This is a genomic window from Bradyrhizobium agreste, from assembly GCF_016031625.1.
GTDB lineage: Bacteria > Pseudomonadota > Alphaproteobacteria > Rhizobiales > Xanthobacteraceae > Bradyrhizobium > Bradyrhizobium agreste.
In genome coordinates, this window is record NZ_JACCHP010000004.1 from 66,580 (window position 1) to 85,460 (window position 18,881).

The 18,881-nt window shown below is 64.4% G+C and carries 20 protein-coding genes; 9 read left to right on the top strand and 11 right to left on the bottom strand.

Going from position 1 to position 18,881, the window contains the following annotated elements; translation table 11 throughout:
• The first annotated feature begins 23 nt into the window (after nt 1-23).
• Both clpS and HZZ13_RS07215 read left to right on the top strand, forming a co-directional pair.
• Nucleotides 24-329 (top strand): ATP-dependent Clp protease adapter ClpS, encoded by a 306-nt coding sequence (clpS, locus tag HZZ13_RS07210; RefSeq protein ID WP_197958953.1) that lies wholly within the window; start codon nt 24-26, stop codon nt 327-329.
• A gap of 244 nt (nt 330-573) precedes the next feature.
• Nucleotides 574-765: a hypothetical protein gene (locus HZZ13_RS07215; protein ID WP_197958954.1), complete on the top strand. Its 192-nt coding sequence runs from the start codon at nt 574-576 to the stop codon at nt 763-765.
• Nucleotides 766-821: 56 nt separating this feature from the next.
• Here the strand turns inward: HZZ13_RS07215 and HZZ13_RS07220 are convergent, their stop codons facing one another.
• From HZZ13_RS07220 to fabI, 4 genes are all read right to left on the bottom strand, one after another.
• Nucleotides 822-2,012: an adenylate/guanylate cyclase domain-containing protein gene (locus HZZ13_RS07220; RefSeq protein WP_197958955.1), complete on the bottom strand. Its 1,191-nt coding sequence runs from the start codon at nt 2,010-2,012 to the stop codon at nt 822-824.
• A 101-nt stretch (nt 2,013-2,113) separates the two neighbouring features.
• The gene (aroC, locus tag HZZ13_RS07225; RefSeq protein ID WP_197958956.1) at nt 2,114-3,202 is read right to left on the bottom strand and encodes a chorismate synthase; all 1,089 of its coding nucleotides are present in this window, start codon (nt 3,200-3,202) and stop codon (nt 2,114-2,116) included.
• Nucleotides 3,203-3,387: 185 nt separating this feature from the next.
• Nucleotides 3,388-3,987 (bottom strand): histidine phosphatase family protein, encoded by a 600-nt coding sequence (locus HZZ13_RS07230; RefSeq protein ID WP_197958957.1) that lies wholly within the window; start codon nt 3,985-3,987, stop codon nt 3,388-3,390.
• Nucleotides 3,988-3,999: 12 nt separating this feature from the next.
• Nucleotides 4,000-4,815, bottom strand: coding sequence for an enoyl-ACP reductase FabI (gene fabI, locus HZZ13_RS07235; protein WP_080135587.1), 816 nt, complete (start codon nt 4,813-4,815; stop codon nt 4,000-4,002).
• A gap of 172 nt (nt 4,816-4,987) precedes the next feature.
• Here fabI and HZZ13_RS07240 point away from each other — a divergent pair, with 172 nt between their 5' ends.
• Both HZZ13_RS07240 and HZZ13_RS07245 read left to right on the top strand, forming a co-directional pair.
• Nucleotides 4,988-5,476 carry an RNA polymerase sigma factor gene (locus HZZ13_RS07240; RefSeq protein WP_197958958.1) on the top strand — a complete coding sequence of 163 codons (489 nt, stop codon included), beginning with the start codon at nt 4,988-4,990 and terminating at the stop codon, nt 5,474-5,476.
• A gap of 61 nt (nt 5,477-5,537) precedes the next feature.
• A complete protein-coding gene (locus HZZ13_RS07245) occupies nt 5,538-6,308 on the top strand; it encodes an anti-sigma factor family protein (protein ID WP_197958959.1) in 771 nt (256 codons plus the stop codon).
• 400 nt (nt 6,309-6,708) lie between these two features.
• Here the strand turns inward: HZZ13_RS07245 and HZZ13_RS07250 are convergent, their stop codons facing one another.
• Complete coding sequence (locus HZZ13_RS07250) at nt 6,709-7,671, bottom strand: DnaJ C-terminal domain-containing protein (RefSeq protein WP_197958960.1); 963 nt, start codon at nt 7,669-7,671, stop codon at nt 6,709-6,711.
• Nucleotides 7,672-7,838: 167 nt separating this feature from the next.
• Entirely contained in the window at nt 7,839-8,246 is a 408-nt protein-coding gene (locus tag HZZ13_RS07255; RefSeq protein WP_197958961.1) for an RT0821/Lpp0805 family surface protein, read from the bottom strand.
• 113 nt (nt 8,247-8,359) lie between these two features.
• On the opposite strand from HZZ13_RS07255, the gene pdxH reads away from it, so the two are divergent.
• Both pdxH and HZZ13_RS07265 read left to right on the top strand, forming a co-directional pair.
• Nucleotides 8,360-9,001, top strand: a complete 642-nt coding sequence (pdxH, locus tag HZZ13_RS07260; protein WP_197947614.1) for a pyridoxamine 5'-phosphate oxidase — start codon at nt 8,360-8,362, stop codon at nt 8,999-9,001.
• A gap of 26 nt (nt 9,002-9,027) precedes the next feature.
• On the top strand, nt 9,028-9,780 hold the full coding sequence (locus HZZ13_RS07265; RefSeq protein WP_197958962.1) for an SDR family NAD(P)-dependent oxidoreductase: 753 nt from the start codon (nt 9,028-9,030) through the stop codon (nt 9,778-9,780).
• Between the two features lie 308 nt (nt 9,781-10,088).
• Here HZZ13_RS07265 and HZZ13_RS07270 read toward each other — a convergent pair whose 3' ends face one another.
• Both HZZ13_RS07270 and HZZ13_RS07275 read right to left on the bottom strand, forming a co-directional pair.
• Nucleotides 10,089-10,307, bottom strand: a complete 219-nt coding sequence (locus HZZ13_RS07270) for a hypothetical protein (protein WP_035696491.1) — start codon at nt 10,305-10,307, stop codon at nt 10,089-10,091.
• Nucleotides 10,308-10,512: 205 nt separating this feature from the next.
• The gene (locus tag HZZ13_RS07275) at nt 10,513-11,490 is read right to left on the bottom strand and encodes a magnesium transporter CorA family protein (RefSeq protein ID WP_197958963.1); all 978 of its coding nucleotides are present in this window, start codon (nt 11,488-11,490) and stop codon (nt 10,513-10,515) included.
• A gap of 338 nt (nt 11,491-11,828) precedes the next feature.
• Here HZZ13_RS07275 and HZZ13_RS07280 point away from each other — a divergent pair, with 338 nt between their 5' ends.
• On the top strand, nt 11,829-12,509 hold the full coding sequence (locus HZZ13_RS07280; protein WP_197958964.1) for a L,D-transpeptidase: 681 nt from the start codon (nt 11,829-11,831) through the stop codon (nt 12,507-12,509).
• 36 nt (nt 12,510-12,545) lie between these two features.
• Here HZZ13_RS07280 and HZZ13_RS07285 read toward each other — a convergent pair whose 3' ends face one another.
• Nucleotides 12,546-13,640, bottom strand: coding sequence for an extensin family protein (locus tag HZZ13_RS07285; protein WP_197958965.1), 1,095 nt, complete (start codon nt 13,638-13,640; stop codon nt 12,546-12,548).
• Nucleotides 13,641-13,705: 65 nt separating this feature from the next.
• On the opposite strand from HZZ13_RS07285, the gene HZZ13_RS07290 reads away from it, so the two are divergent.
• Together HZZ13_RS07290 and HZZ13_RS07295 are read left to right on the top strand one after the other, a co-directional pair.
• On the top strand, nt 13,706-15,334 hold the full coding sequence (locus HZZ13_RS07290; protein WP_197958966.1) for a fatty-acid--CoA ligase: 1,629 nt from the start codon (nt 13,706-13,708) through the stop codon (nt 15,332-15,334).
• 230 nt (nt 15,335-15,564) lie between these two features.
• Nucleotides 15,565-16,419 carry a DUF1499 domain-containing protein gene (locus tag HZZ13_RS07295; RefSeq protein WP_197958967.1) on the top strand — a complete coding sequence of 285 codons (855 nt, stop codon included), beginning with the start codon at nt 15,565-15,567 and terminating at the stop codon, nt 16,417-16,419.
• Between the two features lie 71 nt (nt 16,420-16,490).
• Here the strand turns inward: HZZ13_RS07295 and HZZ13_RS07300 are convergent, their stop codons facing one another.
• Both HZZ13_RS07300 and HZZ13_RS07305 read right to left on the bottom strand, forming a co-directional pair.
• Nucleotides 16,491-17,408: an MBL fold metallo-hydrolase gene (locus HZZ13_RS07300; protein ID WP_197958968.1), complete on the bottom strand. Its 918-nt coding sequence runs from the start codon at nt 17,406-17,408 to the stop codon at nt 16,491-16,493.
• A 151-nt stretch (nt 17,409-17,559) separates the two neighbouring features.
• Nucleotides 17,560-18,774, bottom strand: coding sequence for an acyl-CoA dehydrogenase (locus HZZ13_RS07305; RefSeq protein ID WP_024340297.1), 1,215 nt, complete (start codon nt 18,772-18,774; stop codon nt 17,560-17,562).
• Nucleotides 18,775-18,881: the final 107 nt, after the last annotated feature.

Consider the following 18,881-nt stretch of genomic DNA (forward strand, 5'->3'; position numbering starts at 1 on the left):
GCCCGCCGTGTCCAGGAGGCGGAATGAGCGACACCGTCACCAAGCCGAAAACCACGACCAGGACCAAGGTCGAGCGGCCCAAGCTGCACAAGGTCATCCTGATCAACGACGACTACACGCCGCGTGAATTCGTCACTATGGTGCTGAAGGCCGAATTCCGCATGACGGAGGATCAGGCCTACAAGGTGATGATCACCGCGCACAGACTGGGGGCTTGCGTGGTGGCCGTATTCACCAAGGACGTCGCCGAAACCAAGGCCACACGCGCCACCGACGCCGGCCGCGCCAAGGGCTATCCGCTATTGTTCACGACCGAGCCGGAGGAATAACGCTCGCTGCTCGCGATCCGGCGCCCGAGGCGTGCCATGATGATCCGGTCGCAGGTTACTTCAACCTGGCAAGCACCTTGCTGAACTCCGGAAGCTGCAGCCTTCGCTTCTCCTCCAGGTATTCAGATTCCGTGAAGGGACCGCTCACGGAAACCCGCACCGCAACGTCCCATTCGTTTGCTGTTCGCGAGATGTAGTAGAATTCCGTGACGGAGCGGTCCGGTCGCTTTGCCGATGTCCGTGGATGGCGAGCAAACACGATGTACTGGGCATTCGCGCCGGCCTGAAAAACCGTAGGCTCTGGAAGGCCGTCGCCAACGCAAACTCCGTCCGTGCCGACGGAGCGGCAAAGCGTCATGTCGTCATCCGTGTCAACGGCGACCAGACGATAGGGACCATCAATCGCTTCGTCCTGAACGAACCCGCAGGCAGCTAGGCATGGGAAGATTGCGAAGCATACCCATCGATTAACATGTGAGACCATGATTGACTTCAAGCCATCACCACCGGCGTCTCCTCCGCAAGCCCGTACACGCGCTGCGCCTTGGAAAATCCGGCGATCGGAAACTCGCCGAGCTCGTGCCAATCATGGCGGCAGACCTTGGCAAAACCTTCCGAGGCCACGACGGTCCGCCCCAGGCGCCCCGTGATTTTCTCCAGCCGCGCGGCGAGATTGACGGCCGGGCCGATGCAGGTGAAGTCGAGGCGGTTGCCGCCGCCGATATTGCCGTAAAGGATGTTGCCGACATGCAGCGCGACGCCGAAGCGGAAGCGCTCGACGACGTCGCCGACCGGAATGGCGAGCGCTTCGACGCTGGCGCGGGATTCGCGCGCCGCCTCCAGCACCCGCGCGCAGACATGGGTGGCGTCGCCGACATATTCGTCGATCGGAAACACGGCGAGCAGGCCGTCGCCCATGAATTTCAGCACCTCACCGCCATGGCCGCGGATCGCGGCCACCTGGCAGTCGAAATATTGGTTGAGGATCTCGACCACGGTCTCGGCCGGCAGCCGGTCCGATAGTGCGGTGAAGCCGCGCAGGTCCGACAGCCAGATCGCCGCCTGCATGGTGTCGTTGTGGCCGCGGCGGATCTGGCCGCCGAGGATGCGCGCGCCGGCGCGGTTGCCGACATAGGTGTCGAGCAGCATCTCGGCGGTGCGACGCAGGCTGATGATCTCGCTGACGCGCGCGAGCGGCGCCATGACCGCTCGGATCGCCGCGATGTCGTCGTCGCTGAAGCCGCCGGGATGCCGCGTCACCCAGCTCGTCGCATGGCCCGAGCCGTCGAGAAACGGCAAGGGTACCGCAATGTAGTCGGTCGCCCCTTCGGCCTGCATGTCCTTGATGAACGGAAATCGCTCGCTTTCGGGATCGTCGATGCGCCCCCTGATCTCGATTCGCTGCTCGAACACGATCCGAAGCGGACTTTGGGCGAACTGCGGCGAATCCAGAATCTCGAATTCGACAGCGCCGATTTCGACCTCCTCTCCCTGCCGCCAGATGAAGTTGCGGCCGAAGACTTCGGGATGCAGCGTGCGGATGAAGATGCCGAACCGCCACAGCGGCAGGCCGGCCGCGATCAGACGCTCGCAGAAATCGGCGATCATCTCGGCCGGCTCCTGCGCCGACCAGGCGCCGTCGATCAGCCAGTTGCAGACCCGCTGGAGCTCGGAGCTGTTCATGGCCGCATTTGCCGACGAAGTTGCGGGCCCGTCAAGCTGCGCGGGGGGCTTGTACCGTGACGGGAAGTTCACCTCTCCCCATTGGGGAGAGGTGAAGAAGACTATCGTCCGACCTGCCCGCGATCACGCAGGAAGTGATCGGCCAGCACGCAGGCCATCATGGCCTCGCCGACGGGGACGGCACGGATGCCGACGCAGGGGTCATGGCGGCCCTTGGTGAAGATCTCGGTCTCGGTGCCTTGCCGATCGACGGTGAGACGCGGCTGCAGGATCGACGAGGTCGGCTTCACCGCGAAACGCACCACCACGGGCTGTCCGGTGGAGATGCCGCCGAGCACGCCGCCGGCGTGGTTGGAGAGGAAGCGCGTGCCGTCATTGCCGGAGCGCATCTCGTCGGCGTTCTCCTCACCCGTCAGTTCTGCCGCGCCAAAACCGGCGCCGATCTCGACGCCCTTCACCGCGTTGATGGTCATCATCGCGCCCGCCAGATCGGAATCGAGCTTGGCGTAGATCGGCGCGCCGAGACCTGCCGGCACGCCTTCGGCGACGACCTCGATCACGGCGCCGATCGAGGAGCCGCTTTTGCGGATGCCGTCGAGATAGGTCTCGAAGAACGCGGCCTTGTCCTTGTCCGGGCAGAAGAACGGATTCTTGGCGACCTCGTCCCAGTCCCATTTGTCGCGGTCGATCTTGTGCGGGCCGATCTGCACCAAGGCGCCCCGCACCCTGACATCAGGCAGCACTTTCCGGGCGATGGCGCCGGCGGCAACGCGCATCGCCGTCTCGCGGGCCGAGGAGCGCCCGCCGCCACGATAATCGCGCAAGCCGTACTTCGCCTCATAGGTGAAGTCGGCGTGACCGGGACGAAACTTGTCCTTGATCTCGGAATAATCCTTCGAGCGCTGGTCGGTGTTCTCGATCAGAAGGCCGATCGGCGTGCCCGTCGTCACCTGAACGCCGGTTTCGGGATGGGCCATCACGCCGGAGAGGATCTTCACCTGGTCCGGCTCCTGGCGCTGGGTGGTGAAGCGCGACTGGCCGGGACGGCGGCGGTCGAGATCCCGCTGGATGTCGGCCTCGGTGAGCGGGATCATCGGCGGGCAGCCGTCAACCACGCAGCCGATCGCCACCCCATGGCTCTCGCCGAAGGTGGTGACGCGGAACATGTGGCCGAAGGTGTTGAAGGACATCCGTCTCTGGCTCGTAAGTCAGTTCTGACTTGTGGTAGCGCCCGGCGGGCCGAGGGTCAAACCAGTTACTCCGTCATTCCGGGATGGTCCGAAGGACCAGACCCGGAATCTCGAGATTCTCAGGTGCGCAAGGGCGCACCGGAGTTCGGTGCTGCGCACCGCCCCGGAATGACGGCGGGTTGGGATTAACTAAACTTCTCCAGCCGCCCGTCGCGGAACACGTAGACGGCGCCCTGTTCGATATAGAGCTCGGCGGCGCTGGCGGGTGTCTCGATCCCCAGGGATACCATCAGGGCCCGGCAGGTCCCGCCATGGGCCACCGCGACGGTGTCGGTCCGGAGCTGGTCGTACCAGGCGCGCACGCGGACCTGCACGTCCGCGTAGGTCTCCCCGCCCGCAGGCGCCACGGTCCATTTGTCGGCGAGCCGCCTTGCGTAGATGTCCGGATCGTTCGCCTGGCTCTCGGCCAGCGTCAGCCCCTCCCAGGTGCCGTAGCCGATCTCGCGCAGACGATCATCGAGCGCGTAATCGGCAGGCGGCAATTCGAGCTTGCCGCGCGCGAGCTCCATGGTCTGGCGCGCGCGGCCGAGCGGGCTCGACACGTAAGCCAGCGCAGCCTTGTCGCGTCCGTCGCGCTTGAACAGTTCGGCGAGAACGCCGCCGGCCTGCACGGCCTGGCTGCAGCCGCGCGCGTTCAGCGGAATATCCCTGGTGCCCTGAAGCCTGCCGAGCGCATTCCACTCGGTCTCGCCGTGGCGAAGATAGTAGATCGTAGGCCCGGGCATTTCAGCTCAAGGCTAGTCCTTCCCGCCAAGCGAGATATCAGGAGCATCCGGCCGCTTCATGCCGAGCACGTGATAGCCGGAATCGACGTGATGCACCTCGCCGGTGACGCCGCGCGAGAGGTCGGAGAGGAAATACAGCGCGCTGCCGCCGACGTCTTCGGTGGACACGTTGCGCCGCATCGGCGCGTTGGTCTCGTTCCACTTCAGGATATAGCGGAAGTCGCCGATGCCGGATGCCGCCAGCGTCTTGATGGGACCTGCCGAGATCGCGTTGACGCGAATGTTCTTCTCGCCGAGATCGGCAGCGAGATAGCGCACGCTGGCTTCCAGCGCCGCCTTCGCCACGCCCATGACGTTGTAATGCGGCATCCACTTCTCGGCGCCGTAATAGGAGAGCGTGATCAGCGAGCCGCCATCCGTCATCAGCTTCTCGGCGCGCTGCGCCACGGCCGTGAACGAATAGCAGGAGATCAGCATCGACTTCGAGAAATTCTCCTGCGTGGTGTCGACGTAGCGGCCGTCGAGCTGCTCGCCATAGGCGATCGCATGCACCAGGAAGTCGATCTTGCCCCACTTCTCCTTCAGCACCGCAAAAGCGGCATCGATGGTTGCGGCATCGGTGACGTCGCAATGGCCGAGCACGAGGCCGCCGATTTCGGCGGCAAGCGGCTCGACGCGCTTCTTCAGCGCATCGCCCTGATAGGTGAAGGCGAGCTCGGCGCCCGCGGCGTGGCATGCCTTGGCGATGCCCCAGGCGATCGAGCGGTTGTTGGCGACGCCGAGGATGACCCCGCGCTTGCCTTGCATCAGACCCGAATTCTGCGCCATTTTTGCACGTCCCGTCGAACTCTCGTTGAGGTCTGGAGGTACACCAGCCCTCCCCCGCGGTACAGCCCTAATCCGCGGCGTTAACGCTGTTTCGAGTACCGGAATAGCCGTTCCGCTCGGGTGTTATGATCGCTAGAGGCGCACGCCAAACGCCAAGGACCTCAGGACTGCAATGAGTGCGTTTCGCCAGAATGTGGAAGCCATGATCCCGGCGTTGCGCCGCTACGCCCGCGCGCTCACACGCGATGCGGATGCGGCCGACGATCTGGTCCAGGATACGTTGGTACGCGCGCTGCGTTCGGAGCGGCTGTTTCTCGGAGGCGACGTCAGGAGCTGGCTCTATACGATCCTGACCAACCTCAACAAGAACCGGCGGCGGTCCCTGGCAAGGCGGCCGCAATTCATGCCGCTGACAGAGAACAACCCGGATGCCAGCGGGACCGAGGCTGAAGGACGCGACATCGAGAGGGCGCTGGCCACCCTCGTCGAGGAGCAGCGTTCGGTGCTGCTGCTGGTGATGCTGGAAGGCATGAGCTACCGCGAGGTTGCCGACATCCAGGGCGTGCCGATCGGCACCGTGATGTCGCGCCTGGCACGCGCAAGAGCTCATGTCAAAGCCTCGCTGGAGGGCGAGCGCACGGCGCTCAGGCGGGTGAAATGATGAGCTGTGCGAAGCTAACTCGCAAAAGATATTTTGGGCCGCAGAGCCAGAGACGATCGATATGAACGACCCCACGATCCCAGTGACCGAGGACGAACTGCACGCCTATGTCGACGGCGAGCTGCCGGCTGAGCGACGCGCCGACGTCGAGGCGTTTCTTTCCGTCCACCCCGAGGACGCCGAGCGGGTGCAGTCCTGGCGGAGCATGGCCGAGATGCTGCACGCCCGTTACGATTCGGTCGCCCATGAGCCGGTGCCCGCACGGCTCGAGCTCGAGCGGCTGGAGCGCCGCCCGCGGCAATGGCTCTATGGCGCCGCCGCAGCCGTGCTGGTTGCCTTCGTCGCCGGCGGCACCGTCGGCTGGGTGGCGCATGGTGCCGCCAACGCACCCTCGACCTTCCAGAGCTTTACGGCGGACGCACTCGGCGCGCACCGCCTCTATGTCGTGGAGGTCCGCCATCCCGTGGAGGTCGGCGGCAACGACCGCGATCACTTGCAGGCCTGGCTGACCCGGCGCTGCGGCTGGACCGTATTCGCGCCGAACCTGGAGGCGAGCGGGCTGAAGCTGGTCGGCGGCCGGCTTCTGCCGGGACCGAACGGTCCGGCGTCGTTCCTGATGTACGAGGGCGCCTCGGGCGAGCGGTACACGATCTACAGCGCCAAGACCGAGAATGGTGCAACGCAAATGCGCTACGCCAAGACGGACAAGGATGGCGCGTTGTTCTGGGCCGAACGCGGCGTCGGCTACGTCGTCAGCGGCAGCGGCGATCGCGAACGGCTGACCAAGGTGGCGCAGTCCGTCTACGACCAAGCAGAGAAAAACGGCACCTAGACAACCGCACAAGCGCAGTGCCCAGATTCCGTCATCGAAAATTTGGAATCAGGACATCGACGCGTCTCATTATCGCACCGGGTGTTCACGCGATTATGAGTGGCGTTCGATCCGCCGATCGACGCGGGCGGCCTCGATTGGGGTTTTTGGTACCGCGCTGGTCCCCCTCTCGAGGCCGCACTTTTTTTATCGGCTGCCCCGCCGGACAGCCGACACGTCGAGGCATGAAGCGCTACCACGCTTCAGGCGTATGATGGACATCATCTCCTGAACGACGCCGTAAGCCTTTAGGAGAACCCCTTCAGTTCGCTCTCGCCCTAAAGCGCGATGGCTCGCGCCTTAGCTCTTTGTTGCGCATGATCTTTCCGGAAAACCGCTACACACTTTTCCGGATCATGCTTTAGCCAAGCCCGCTACGTGGATTGTAGGGGTGTTGGTCCCGCCACTTCTCCATCAATGCTTCAAGCTCGGCGTCGTTCCCGTCCGGTAGCATAATCCTGATGGTGACGAAGAGATCCCCGGTCCCGCCGGATTTCGGCAGGCCCTTGCCCTTGAGGCGGAAGGTCCGGCCGCTGGAAGTGTTTTTGGGGACCGAGAGCTCCACGGCATTGCCGAGGGTGGGCACGCGGACCTTGCCGCCGAGCACTGCCTCGTAGAGCGTGACAGGCAGGTCGATCCTGAGGTCGGTGCCCTCGACCTTGAAGAACGGGTGCGGCGCGATGTTGATGGTGATCAGGAGATCGCCGGGCGGATGGCCCTGCGCGCTTTCTCCCTGCCCACGGAGCCTGATCTGCTGGCCCTCGGTGACCCCGGCCGGAATCTTGACGTTGAGCTCCTTGCCCGTCGGCAGCCGGACACGCTTCTCGCCGCCCTTGACCGCCTCTTCCAGCGAGACGCTCATGGCGACGTTGACGTCGAGATCGAGCCCGATGCCGCCGGTGTCGAACTCGAACTGGGCACCGCCGCCGGCTCCGGGCCGCGCGCCGCGCATCCCGCCGCCGAACATGCTGTTGAGGATGTCCTCGAACGCGCCGGCGCCCGGGCCGCCCGCACCGCCGCTTCGGAACGTATAGCTTTCGAACCCGCCAGGGCCGGCGCGGCCGCGAGGACCGCCGCCGCCCGGAAAGCCCTGGAAGCGCGGCTTGCCCTCGGCGTCGATCTCGCCGCGGTCAAACTGCTTGCGCTTGTCCTCGTCGCCGAGGATCTCGTTGGCCGAGTTGATCTCGGCGAAGCGTTCGGCCGCCTTCGGATCACCCTTGTTGCTATCCGGATGGTGCTTCTTGGCCAACTTGCGATAGGCGCCCTTGATCGCGGCAGCGCTGGCGCTCCGCGGCACCCCCAAAACCTCATAGGGGTCGCGCATTCGTCACGTCTCCTTCAAGAAATCGAATTGTCCAAAGGGCTCCCCGCCCCACCTGCCGGTGATGTGGGAAGAGAGTGGCATTTTTGCAACTAAGAACGCGAGCTGAAGCTCTCTGTTCGGAGCATCGTCTTATCGGAAAACCGGTTCCCAACTTTTCCGGATCAGGCTCAGCTCCGCCACGGCTTTAGCGTATGAATCTCCCAACGGCCACGGCTGCTTTGGCAACCGGCGCCCTGGAGCCAGCTTTCGGTATTGCCGTTGACATAGCTCGCCAGGAAGTCGCGGCATTTGCGCCCGTCCTCGGCGGCGTAGGACTGGGCGATGGGCGTCACCGAGCCGCGCGCCCCGGTCTCCGGATTCTCCCAATGCTGGCTGGAATCCTTGTCGCCCTTGCTGAGGACGTCGGAGGCGGCGTTGCGGGTGAAGGCGAGATCGGTCTCGGTCGGGGGAGCGTCCTTCGCCGGCCGCGCGATCGAGCCGGTGAGGTCGCTGTCGTCGCCCTTGGCATAGGCGTTGCTGTCGTTGCGGGAAAAGCTGCAGCCGCCGGCACCGAGCCCGATCAGAATCATCGTCATGACGAAGCCGGACGGCCTGATCGCCGATAGGCCAACGGGTCCCCATGCCCTATATAGGGCGGTAGCGGACAACAACGCGTTTTGGGCCGCGGGACGCAACTCGGACTCCGGACATGACCGACACGACCTCGATGAAACACCAGACACCCTTAACATCCGGTGATTTCACCGCCGCCGACGAGCCATTTGCGTTGTTCGAGGCCTGGCTGAACGAAGCGGTCAAGAGCGAGCCGAACGATCCGAACGCCATGGCGCTCGCAACCGTCGATCCCGACGGGATGCCCGATGTGCGCATGGTGCTGATGAAGGGCTTCGATACGGACGGTTTCGTCTTCTACAGCCACATCGCCAGCCAAAAGGGCCGCGAACTCGCCGCAAATCCTAAGGCAGCGTTACTTTTTCACTGGAAGTCGCTGCGCCGTCAGGTTCGCATCCGCGGCAACGTGACGCCGGTGACGGACGCCGAGGCCGATGCCTATTTCGCGACGCGACCGAAGCAGGCCCAGATCGGCGCCTGGGCGAGCAAGCAATCGCAAGAGCTGGAGAGCCGGTTCGCGTTCGAGCAGGCCATCGCCAAGGTCGCGGCCAAATACGTCATCGGCGAAGTGCCGCGGCCGCCGGGCTGGAGCGGCTGGCGCATCACGCCGCTCCGCATCGAGTTCTGGCACGACCGCCCGTTCCGCCTGCACGACCGCATCGAATTTCGCCGTGACGCGGCCGGCCAACCGTGGTCCAAGACGCGGATGTATCCGTAAGCTTTGGGCCGACCTGAAAGATGTCCATGCCGCATTCGTCCAATGCGCCGCGCCGTACGCTGCTCCTGACCGGAGCCAGCCGCGGCATCGGCCACGCCACCGTGATCCGTTTCTCCTCCGCGGGCTGGCGCGTTATCACCTGCTCGCGGCACGCTTTCCCCGAGGACTGCCCCTGGGACGCCGGGCCGGAGGATCACATCAAGGTCGACCTCGGCGATCCCCAGGACACCGCGCGCGCGATATCGGAGATCCGCAACCGGCTCGAGGGCGGCACGCTGCATGCGCTGGTCAACAACGCCGCCATCTCGCCGAAGGGCCCGGGCGGCTCCCGGCTGGGCTCGGTCGACACCGACCTCGACATCTGGACGCAGGTCTTCCATGTCAATTTCTTCGCGCCGATCATGATGGCACGGGGGCTGATCGAGGAATTGAAGGCGGCCAAGGGGTCGGTCGTGAACGTCACCTCGATCGCGGGCTCGCGCGTGCACCCCTTCGCCGGCGCGGCCTATGCCACCTCGAAGGCGGCGCTTGCGGCGTTGACGCGCGAGATGGCCTCCGACTTCGGCCGCATCGGCGTCCGCGTCAATGCGATCGCCCCGGGAGAGATCGACACCTCGATCCTGTCGCCGGGGACCGAGAAGATCGTCGAGCAGCAGATCCCAATGCACCGCCTCGGCACGCCCGACGAGGTGGCCAAGATCATCTACGTGCTGTGCACGGACACCAGCTCATACGTCAACGGCGCCGAGATCCACATCAACGGCGGCCAGCACGTGTGATCCGTTGTGTCATTACGGGGAATGATGGCGCAATGGCGACACCCCTGCTCTCGTGTCCCGGATGCGCTGCAACGCGACGCGTTGCTGCGCAGAGCCGGGATCCAGATCACAACACGGCAGGCGTAGAGAGAGACATGGCCCCCGGCTCTGCAGCGCACCGTCGAAGTGACGCTGCGCCGCGTCCGGGGCACGAGAGTATAATCGGCGTACGCTTGGTCATTGCGAGCACGAGGCCGCAGCGCGAGAGGAAAGCAAGGCGATCCAGACAACGCCGCCGCAAGACCTGGATCGCTCTTACCTTCCGTTCCTCAATCGAGTCGAATCCGACGTGACCGCTCGCGCGGCCGCGGAGCGGCCGTGCTGAATGCAGTCGAGCAGTCGTCGTCGTTCTCACCATCGAGCAGCGGAGCACCACAGTGCCGGCACATGCGCGCCGACATCGACGGCGCCTTGCCGCTCGCCAGGACCTGACGGTAGTTCGCCAGATCGATGACGTTGCGGGGCGACGTTATGTGTTTCTCAACCATGGCTGTTCCTCGCGGCTACGCCCTGCTTATCGCAGACAAGTTTCGCGCAAACGTTCAGCCCACCGCTCAAATTTTACCGGAGGAATTGCGGCGTGACACACACATCACGGCGTCGCCGCAATGCCGATCTATTCTGCGACACGATTCATCGTGTCTGTGCGAGCGGCGTAAGGTCTCGGTAGGTATCTTTGCTCGAGCAGGGTTCCTACAGCCACTTCTTCCACTTGAAGATCCAGTACGGGACGATGGCAGCGATCAGCATCATCACCAGCGCCATCGGATAGCCGTGCACCCATTCGAGTTCCGGCATCACCTTGAAGTTCATGCCGTAAACCGAGGCGATCAGCGTCGGCGGCATCAAGACGACGGCCATCACCGAGAACAGCTTGATGATGTTGTTCTGCTCCAGGTTGACGACGCCGAGCATGGCATCGAGCACGAAGGTGATCTTGTTGGAGAGATAGGAAGCGTGATCGGTCAGCGAGGCGACGTCGCGCTGCATGGTCTTGAGCTGCTCGCGCATGTCCTTCGACCATTTCACGCCCTCGACCACGGCCGACAGGAACGTCACGACGCGGCCGATCGACACCAGGCTCTCGCGAACCTTCGAGGTCAAATCGCCCTTGCGGCCGATCGAGATCAGGATCTGGGAATATCGCTTGGCATGGCCGTGGCGCTCGCTCTCCGGCTCGAAAATCTCGTGCGAGACCTGGTCGATCTCGGCGCCGCAGCGCTCCAGAATGTCGGCGCAGCGGTCGATCACGGCGTCCAGCAGTTCCATCAGCACCATCTCGCCGGTGATCGACGGGGTGCAGGAGCGGGCGAGCTTGGCCTCGACCAGGGCAAAGGGCTTGGGCAGGTCGTAGCGGACCGTGACCAGGCGGTGGTCACCAAGGATGAAGGTCACCGCCGTGGTCCGCGGCATGTCGGTGTCGGAGTGGCACATCAGCGTCGCGGTCATGTAGCGCGCGCCGTTCTCCATATAGAGCCGGCTGGAGATCTCGATCTCCTGCATGTCTTCCCGGGTCGGGATGGCGATGCCCGCCAGCCGCTCCACGGCCTTGTCCTCGGCGGCCGAGGGGTTGACCAGGTCGATCCAGACTGCGTTCTCCGGCAGCGCCGAGAGATCCTCGATCACCGCCTTCTTGAGGGAGGTCTCGGAGGGAACGAACACCGAAAACATCAAAAGCTCCAGAGATCCTGCGACAGAACGACAGCCCTTAGCGCGATTCTGACAGGTTCACGATGACAACAACATTAACGGAGCGTTTGCAGCTGCGGCGGCCCCAAGGCGCAACTGTGGCGCCGAAGGAACAGCCTGGCGCCTCACACCACAAAAAACCCTCACTGCCCCCAAATTTTGCGGCAGAAAAGCCACAGCTGGGGTCTTGCAGCGCGGGAAAACGGCTTCAGCGCTGGAATTGTGGCAGATTTCCACGATAATGGGCTTAACGGAGTCGAGGAACTTGGGCGCTAAGCTCAGGCTCCTTCCGCACGGTATTGCTTTGATTGGAACCAAACATGTCGTCGCTGAAAGTTATTCTTGGGATTCTGGCCGCTGGCCTGATGCTGTCGGGCTGCATGCAGGCCACTCGCTATGAGGCGACCGACACCAAGGCGTTCAAGCCGAAGGACAAGGAACTTCTGGCCAAGGTCAGGTATGAGAATACTGCCGTGGCAGAGCCGTTCCGCCGCGCCATTGTCGATTTCCACCGCAAGGAAGCGCCGGGCTCGATCGTGGTCGATTCCGACAATCATTACCTTTACTACGTGCTGGAGGGCGGCAAGGCGATCCGCTACGGCATCACCGTCGGCGAAGAGGCCATGGCCTGGTCCGGCATCGCCAAGGTCGGCAGCAAGACCGAGTGGCCGGCATGGCACCCCACCCCGGGCGAGATTTCGCGCCTGGGCGTGCCGACCTATGTTGCACCGGGTCCGGACAATCCAATGGGCTCCCGCGCGATGTACCTCTATTCGGGTGGCAAGGACACGCTGTTCCGCATTCACGGCACCAACCAGCCGGAATATATCGGCGCCTCGATCTCGTCAGGCTGCATCCGCCTGACCAACGAGGACGCGATCGATCTCTATGATCGCGTCAAGATCGGCACCCTCGTCGTGGTGCTCGAGCCGAAGCACGGCGATTCGCCCTACAATTCGCGCCTCGCCCTCCAGGGCGGCGGCTCCAATTCATCGTACTAAGCAGGCCTGCCCCAGGGCTTTTCAAAAGCGCCGGTTTCACCGGCGCTTTTTTGTTGCTGGTTTGTGCGATGGGGCTTTGTTGCCATCCGTGGCCGGCTTGTCCGCAGGATCTGGAGGTGTCTCCGCCCCTCCCTCGTCGGCGCTCTCCTTTGCCTCGGGTTTGGCCGCGACCTCGCGCGGCGGCGCCTCCTCGGGACGTTCCGCCGGCAGCAGCGGAGCGATCTGTGGCAGCGGATCCCACACGTTCCACTGGCAGATCCGGTAGTCGTTGCGCCGCTGGGCGAGATCGAGATGGACGTGGTCCTCGTGGTACCAGTCCGAGCCCGGGCCGAGCACGGTGGAAAAGCGTGCGCAGACCGAGTGCAGCACGCGCTCCCGCACCTCGCGCGAGGTGGTGCGGTCGGTCAGGCCGATCGACTGCCCATTGGCGAGCTTGATGGCGCGGATGTCGATCGCATTGGCCTTGCCATGCTCGGACAGCATCGCGCCAGCGACGCGGTTGCGGCCGCGGCACTCGAAGGAATCGAAATTATCGAGTTCGCTGATGGGCGAGCCGAGGCTGGCGGCCAGCGGCACCATGTCCTTGCGCAGCCAATCGGCGAGCGCAGACGCCATGGGGCAGCGAAGGATCGCCGCCGGCTTCACCGTCACCTTGCGCTTGTCCGGCAGCACGACGGCCTCCAGCCGCACCAGATCCTCGCCGCCGCAGGCGCCGGGGCCGCGGATATCCGGGATCGAGGGCGCGATCGCAATGTCCTCGGTCAGCGCGAGCCGGCAGGCTGAGGCCTGTTTCTGGGGTGGCGCAGCCTCGGCAGGCTTGTCGGCGGCCGGCTGGTCGGCAGGCGGCTTTTCCTCCGCCTCGGGCGAAGCTTCGTCCGTTATCTTTTCCTGCGCCTTTGGGGCCTCTGCGGGCCGCGGTCTCGGCAGCGGAATCCTGGCGGCGTGAGCCGCCGCGCGCGGCCGTGGTGTACCAAGGTTGAAGAGATCGACTGGCGCGGGATGTTTCCGCGCCTCTGCCGTCCCCGCGGGCACGAGCACCAGGCCGAGCGCAGCGGTAACCATTGCCGCGCCAGCGGACATATAGCCGCGACAAGACCATTTGCGGCGAAAGTCCGGCAGGCTAAAACTCATGTCAATTCTTTGGCCCAACGCTGAGAGCGAGAATGCGCCCAGCGACTTTTCGGAGGAACGTCGGAATGCTTGGTTTGATGCAAGATTGGCCCCTGCTCTGCCACCGGATCATCGAACACGCCGCCAGGATTCATGGCAAGCAGGAGGTGGTCACACGCTCGGTCGAGGGACCGATCCATCGCACCAACTACGCCGAGATCCACCAGCGCGCGCTCAAGGTCTCGCAGATGCTGGAGCGCGACGGCATCAAGCTCGGCGACCGTGTCGCAACGATCGCCTGGAACACCTGGCGCCATCTCGAGGTCTGGTACGGCATCATGGGGATCGGCGCCATCTGCCATACCGTCAATCCCCGCCTTTTCCCCGAGCAGATCGCCTGGATCATCAATCATGCGCAGGATCGCATCGTGATGACCGACATCACCTTCGTTCCGATCCTGGAGAAGATCGCGGACAAGCTGTCCAGCGTGGAGCGCTACATCGTGCTCACCGACAAGGCTCACATGCCGGAGACCACGCTGAAGAACGCGGTCGCCTACGAGGACTGGATTGCGCAGGCCGACGGCAAATTCAAATGGAAGGACTTTGACGAGAACACGGCGGCGGCGATGTGCTACACCTCCGGCACGACCGGCGATCCCAAGGGTGTGCTGTATTCGCATCGCTCCAACGTGCTGCACGCGCTGATGGCCAACAATGTCGACGCGCTCGGCACCAGTGCGTCCGAGACAATGCTGCCGGTCGTTCCGCTGTTCCATGCCAACAGCTGGGGCATCGCCTTCTCCGCCCCCTCGCAGGGCACCAAGCTGGTGATGCCGGGCGCCAAGCTCGACGGCGCCTCGGTCTATGAGCTGCTCTCGACCGAGAAGGTGACGCACACCGCCGGCGTGCCGACGGTGTGGCTGATGCTGCTCCAGCACATGGCCGCCAATAATCTCAAGCTGCCGGAGCTGAAAATGGTGATCTGCGGCGGCTCGGCGATGCCGCGCTCGATGATCAAGGCCTTCCTCGACATGGGCTCGAACGTCCGCCACGCCTGGGGCATGACCGAGATGAGCCCGATCGGCAGCGTCGCGGCCCTGAAGCCGCCGTTCCAGAATGCGACCGGCGATGCCAAACTCGACGTGCTGCAGATGCAGGGTTATGCGCCGTTCGGCGTGCAGATGAAGATCACCGACGATGCCGGCAAGGAGCTGCCCTGGGACGGCAAGACCTTCGGTCGCCTCAAGGTCTCCGGTCCCGCCGTCGCCAAGGCCTATTACCACGTCGACAGCAACATCCTCGACGAGGAAGGCTTCTTCGACACCGGCGACGTCGCGACCATCGACGAGGACGGCTATATGCGGATCACCGACCGCTCCAAGGACGTCATCAAGTCCGGCGGCGAGTGGATCTCCTCGATCGACCTCGAGAACCTCGCGGTCGGCCACCCCGCCGTGGCGGAAGCCGCAGTAATCGGCGTGTTCCACCCCAAATGGGACGAGCGGCCGCTTCTGATCGTGCAGCTCAAGCAGGGCCAGCAGGCCACGCGCGAGGACATCCTGAAGTTCATGGAGGGCAAGATCGCCAAATGGTGGATGCCCGACGACGTCGCTTTCGTCGACGGCATTCCGCATACCGCCACCGGCAAGATCCTGAAGACGGCGCTGCGCGACCAGTTTAGGGATTACCGCTTCCCGAACGCGGCGGCGTAGGGGCACAGCAAGCAACGTCATTCCGGGATGGTCCGAAGGACCAGACCTCAGGTGCGCAATTGCGCACCGGGGAATCCCGAGATTCCGGGTTCGATGCTCCGCATCGCCCCGGAATGACGGGCAGTAACAGTCCGGTCTCCCTTGAATTTGCCGCCGCGCCGTGGTCTCAACGGCCCATCGTCGCGCCGATCGGCCGGCACCGCGCTCAACATCCGGCAGAGCTTCACCCGATGGCCCGCAGGTTTTCCGCTCCCTACCAGTCGGAGCCCGTGTCCAGCCTCGCGAGCTGGGCGCGCAATCTGGCCGTGTTCGCGGTGGTGGCGGTGGTGGTGTCGATCATCATCGTCCGCTTCGATTTCCTGGAGCCGAAGCCGGCGCTTGCGACGTTCATCGGCGGGCTCGCGATATCAGGCCTCTCGATCCTGTTCGGGCTCGCCGGCTTTGCCGCAATCTGGCAAAACGGCTCGCGCGGCATGGCGCGCATCCTGCTCGCCTTCCTGATCGACGGGGCGATCCTCGCCTACCCCGCCTATCTCGCCTTGCAATATCGCAAGCTGCCGTCAATCTACGACATCACCACCGACCCGATCGATCCGCCGCGCTTCGACGCGCTGGCGCGCCTGCGCACCGGCGAGGGCACCAACAGTGCGGTCTATGCCGGGCTCTATTCGGCGGAGCAGCAGCGCCACTTCTATCCCGATATCGAGCCCGTCGAGCTCGAGATTTCGGTCGACCGCGCCTATGCGATCGCGCTCCAGCTCGTCCATAAGCGCAAATGGATCGTGATCGACGAGCGCGCACCGCAGCCGCCGCGCCGCATCGGCCGCATCGAGGCGGTGGCGCGCACGCCGATCATGGGTTTCCGCGAGGACGTTTCGATCAGGGTCGTGCCGGATGGCGATGATTCCCGCGTCGATATCCGCTCTGCGTCGCGCAATTTCGACAACGACCTCGGCAGCAACGCCGCGCGCGTCAAGAAATTCATCGACGACCTCAACACCGCCGCCGATGCCGACGCGCTCAAGCCGGTGAAGAAGACGCCGGTCGCACCGCCCAAGGCGCCCGCGAAGACGGTGAAGAAATGAAATTGGCGAATGGGGAGTAGCCAATAGCGAATGGAGCCGCCTACTCGCTACTCCCCATTCGCTATTCGCCCTCAAGCCATCCGATAGGTCCCGCCGATCACGGGATCGCCATCCGTCGCGACCACGCCGCGGGCGACCAGGTCTTCGAGGTGCGCCAGCACGGAATAGCCGGCCGCGGTGGTCAGGCGCGGATCGATACCGATATAGATCGCGCGGACCATGGTCGGGATGTCGGCCTCGCCCTTGGCGAGGCGGTGCAGGATCGAGGCCTCGCGCGCCTTGCGGTGGCGGATCAGGAAGCGCACGAAGCGCTGGCCCTCGGGAATCTCGGGGCCATGGCCCGAGAAATAGAGATCCTCCTCGCGGGCTGCGAGCCGGTCGAGCGAGTCCATGTAGTCGATCATCGAGCCGTCCGGCGGCGCCACGATCGAGGTCGACCAGCCCATCACGTGATCGCCGACGAAGTTGAACTTCCGCTCCGGCCAGGCGAATGCCAGATGGTTCGCCGTGTGGCCGGGCGTGGCCACGGCCTCGAGCCGCCAGCCGTCACCTTCCACGACGTCGCCGTGTGCGAGATTGACGTCCGGCGCAAAATCGCGGTCGGCGCCGGATTCCGGATTGTGCTTCTCGCTCTCGAACCGCGGCCGCGAGGCGCGATGTGGGCCTTCGGCATAAACCGGCGCGCCTGTCGCCTGCTTGATGCGCGCGGTGTTCGGCGAATGGTCGCGATGGGTGTGGGTGACGAAGATGTGCGTCACCGTCTCGCCGCGCACGGCATCGAGCAGCGCCGCCGCATGCGCCGCATCATCAGGACCGGGATCGATGATCGCGACATTGCCCTTGCCGACGATGTAGCTGACCGTGCCCGTGAAGGTGAACGGGCTCGGATTGTTGCAGAGCACGCGCCGCACGCCGGGGCGGACCTCCTCGACGATGCCGGGCTTCAGCGGAAAATTGCGGTTGAACGGGACGTCGTCGTTGTCGGACATGGCTTGCTCATTCCTTGCTGACTTCGTCATGCCCGGCCTTGTGCCGGGCATCCACGTTCTTCGCGTGGCTTAAGACGTGGATGGCCGGCACAAGGCCGGCCATGACGCAGTTGGAGAGTTCTCGTGCCTCACGCGTTCACCGCGTAGCCGTTCAGAAAAACGCCTGAATACCCGTGATCGCACGGCCCAGGATCAGGGCGTGGACGTCGTGGGTGCCCTCATAGGTGTTGACCGTCTCGAGGTTATGGACGTGGCGCATCACGTGATACTCGATCGAGATGCCGTTGCCGCCGTGCATGTCGCGGGCGGTGCGGGCGATGTCGAGCGCCTTGCCGCAATTGTTGCGCTTGACGATCGAGATCATCTCGGGCGCGAACTTGCCCTCGTCCATCAGGCGGCCGACGCGCAACGAGGCCTGCAGGCCCAGCGCGATCTCGGTCTCCATGTCCGCGAGCTTCTTCTGCACCAGCTGGGTCGCGGCGAGCGGCTTGCCGAACTGCTTGCGGTCGAGCGTGTACTGGCGAGCGCGATGCATGCAGTCCTCGGCGGCGCCAAGCGCACCCCAGGAGATGCCGTAGCGGGCGCGGTTGAGGCAGCCGAACGGGCCCTTGAGGCCGGAGACGTTGGGCAGCAGGGCGTCCTCCGGGACCACGACGCCGTCCATCACGACCTCACCGGTGATGGAGGCGCGAAGCGAGAGCTTGCCGCCGATCTTCGGCGCGGACAGGCCCTTCATGCCCTTCTCCAGCACGAAGCCGCGGATCTGGTTGTCATGCGCGGCCGACTTGGCCCAGACCACGAAGACGTCGGCGATCGGCGCGTTCGAGATCCACATCTTGCTGCCGGTGAGGCGATAGCCGTCCGACACCTTCTCGGCGCGGGTCTTCATGCCGGCCGGATCCGAGCCGGCATCGGGCTCGGTCAGACCGAAGCAGCCGACCCACTCGCCGCTGGCGAGCTTGGGCAGGTACTTCTTGCGCTGGTTCTCGTCGCCATAGGCGTAGATCGGGTACATCACCAGCGATGACTGCACCGAGTTCATCGAGCGATAGCCGGAATCGACCCGCTCGATCTCGCGCGCGACGAGGCCATAGGCGACGTAGCTCGCATTGGCGCAGCCATATTCTTCCGGCAACGTGATGCCGATCAGGCCGAGCTCGCCCATCTCGTTGAAGATCTCGCGATCGGTCTTCTCTTCCAGATAGGCCTTGGAGACGCGCGGCAGCAGCTTGTCCTGGGCATAGGCGCGAGCGGTGTCGCGCACCATGCGCTCGTCTTCGGTGAGCTGCTCGTCGAGCAGGAACGGATCGTCCCACTGGAAAGAAGCCGCAGCCGGCTTGTCCTTGGCCTGAGGGCGCACGCTCATGAAACGTCCTTTCGCGTCTGGTTCCGTCGATAATTGCCCGACAAATTAAAGCGCCGCGGCAACAAGTTCAATTGCATCCTGGCTTCGGTCGTTCCGGAGGGACGCGA

Coding starts and splice junctions, on each gene's coding strand:
- pdxH (WP_197947614.1), top strand. CDS start 8,360: ATGACCGACACGACCTCGATGAAACACCAGACACCCTTAACATCCGGT.
- aroC (WP_197958956.1), bottom strand. CDS start 3,202: ATGTCCTTCAACACCTTCGGCCACATGTTCCGCGTCACCACCTTCGGC.
- HZZ13_RS07285 (WP_197958965.1), bottom strand. CDS start 13,640: ATGAGTTTTAGCCTGCCGGACTTTCGCCGCAAATGGTCTTGTCGCGGC.
- HZZ13_RS07290 (WP_197958966.1), top strand. CDS start 13,706: ATGCTTGGTTTGATGCAAGATTGGCCCCTGCTCTGCCACCGGATCATC.
- HZZ13_RS07255 (WP_197958961.1), bottom strand. CDS start 8,246: ATGACGATGATTCTGATCGGGCTCGGTGCCGGCGGCTGCAGCTTTTCC.
- fabI (WP_080135587.1), bottom strand. CDS start 4,815: ATGGCGCAGAATTCGGGTCTGATGCAAGGCAAGCGCGGGGTCATCCTC.
- HZZ13_RS07250 (WP_197958960.1), bottom strand. CDS start 7,671: ATGCGCGACCCCTATGAGGTTTTGGGGGTGCCGCGGAGCGCCAGCGCT.
- HZZ13_RS07280 (WP_197958964.1), top strand. CDS start 11,829: ATGTCGTCGCTGAAAGTTATTCTTGGGATTCTGGCCGCTGGCCTGATG.
- clpS (WP_197958953.1), top strand. CDS start 24: ATGAGCGACACCGTCACCAAGCCGAAAACCACGACCAGGACCAAGGTC.
- HZZ13_RS07245 (WP_197958959.1), top strand. CDS start 5,538: ATGAACGACCCCACGATCCCAGTGACCGAGGACGAACTGCACGCCTAT.
- HZZ13_RS07265 (WP_197958962.1), top strand. CDS start 9,028: ATGCCGCATTCGTCCAATGCGCCGCGCCGTACGCTGCTCCTGACCGGA.
- HZZ13_RS07230 (WP_197958957.1), bottom strand. CDS start 3,987: ATGCCCGGGCCTACGATCTACTATCTTCGCCACGGCGAGACCGAGTGG.
- HZZ13_RS07220 (WP_197958955.1), bottom strand. CDS start 2,012: ATGAACAGCTCCGAGCTCCAGCGGGTCTGCAACTGGCTGATCGACGGC.
- HZZ13_RS07300 (WP_197958968.1), bottom strand. CDS start 17,408: ATGTCCGACAACGACGACGTCCCGTTCAACCGCAATTTTCCGCTGAAG.
- HZZ13_RS07215 (WP_197958954.1), top strand. CDS start 574: ATGGCGAGCAAACACGATGTACTGGGCATTCGCGCCGGCCTGAAAAAC.
- HZZ13_RS07295 (WP_197958967.1), top strand. CDS start 15,565: ATGGCCCGCAGGTTTTCCGCTCCCTACCAGTCGGAGCCCGTGTCCAGC.
- HZZ13_RS07270 (WP_035696491.1), bottom strand. CDS start 10,307: ATGGTTGAGAAACACATAACGTCGCCCCGCAACGTCATCGATCTGGCG.
- HZZ13_RS07275 (WP_197958963.1), bottom strand. CDS start 11,490: ATGTTTTCGGTGTTCGTTCCCTCCGAGACCTCCCTCAAGAAGGCGGTG.
- HZZ13_RS07240 (WP_197958958.1), top strand. CDS start 4,988: ATGAGTGCGTTTCGCCAGAATGTGGAAGCCATGATCCCGGCGTTGCGC.
- HZZ13_RS07305 (WP_024340297.1), bottom strand. CDS start 18,774: ATGAGCGTGCGCCCTCAGGCCAAGGACAAGCCGGCTGCGGCTTCTTTC.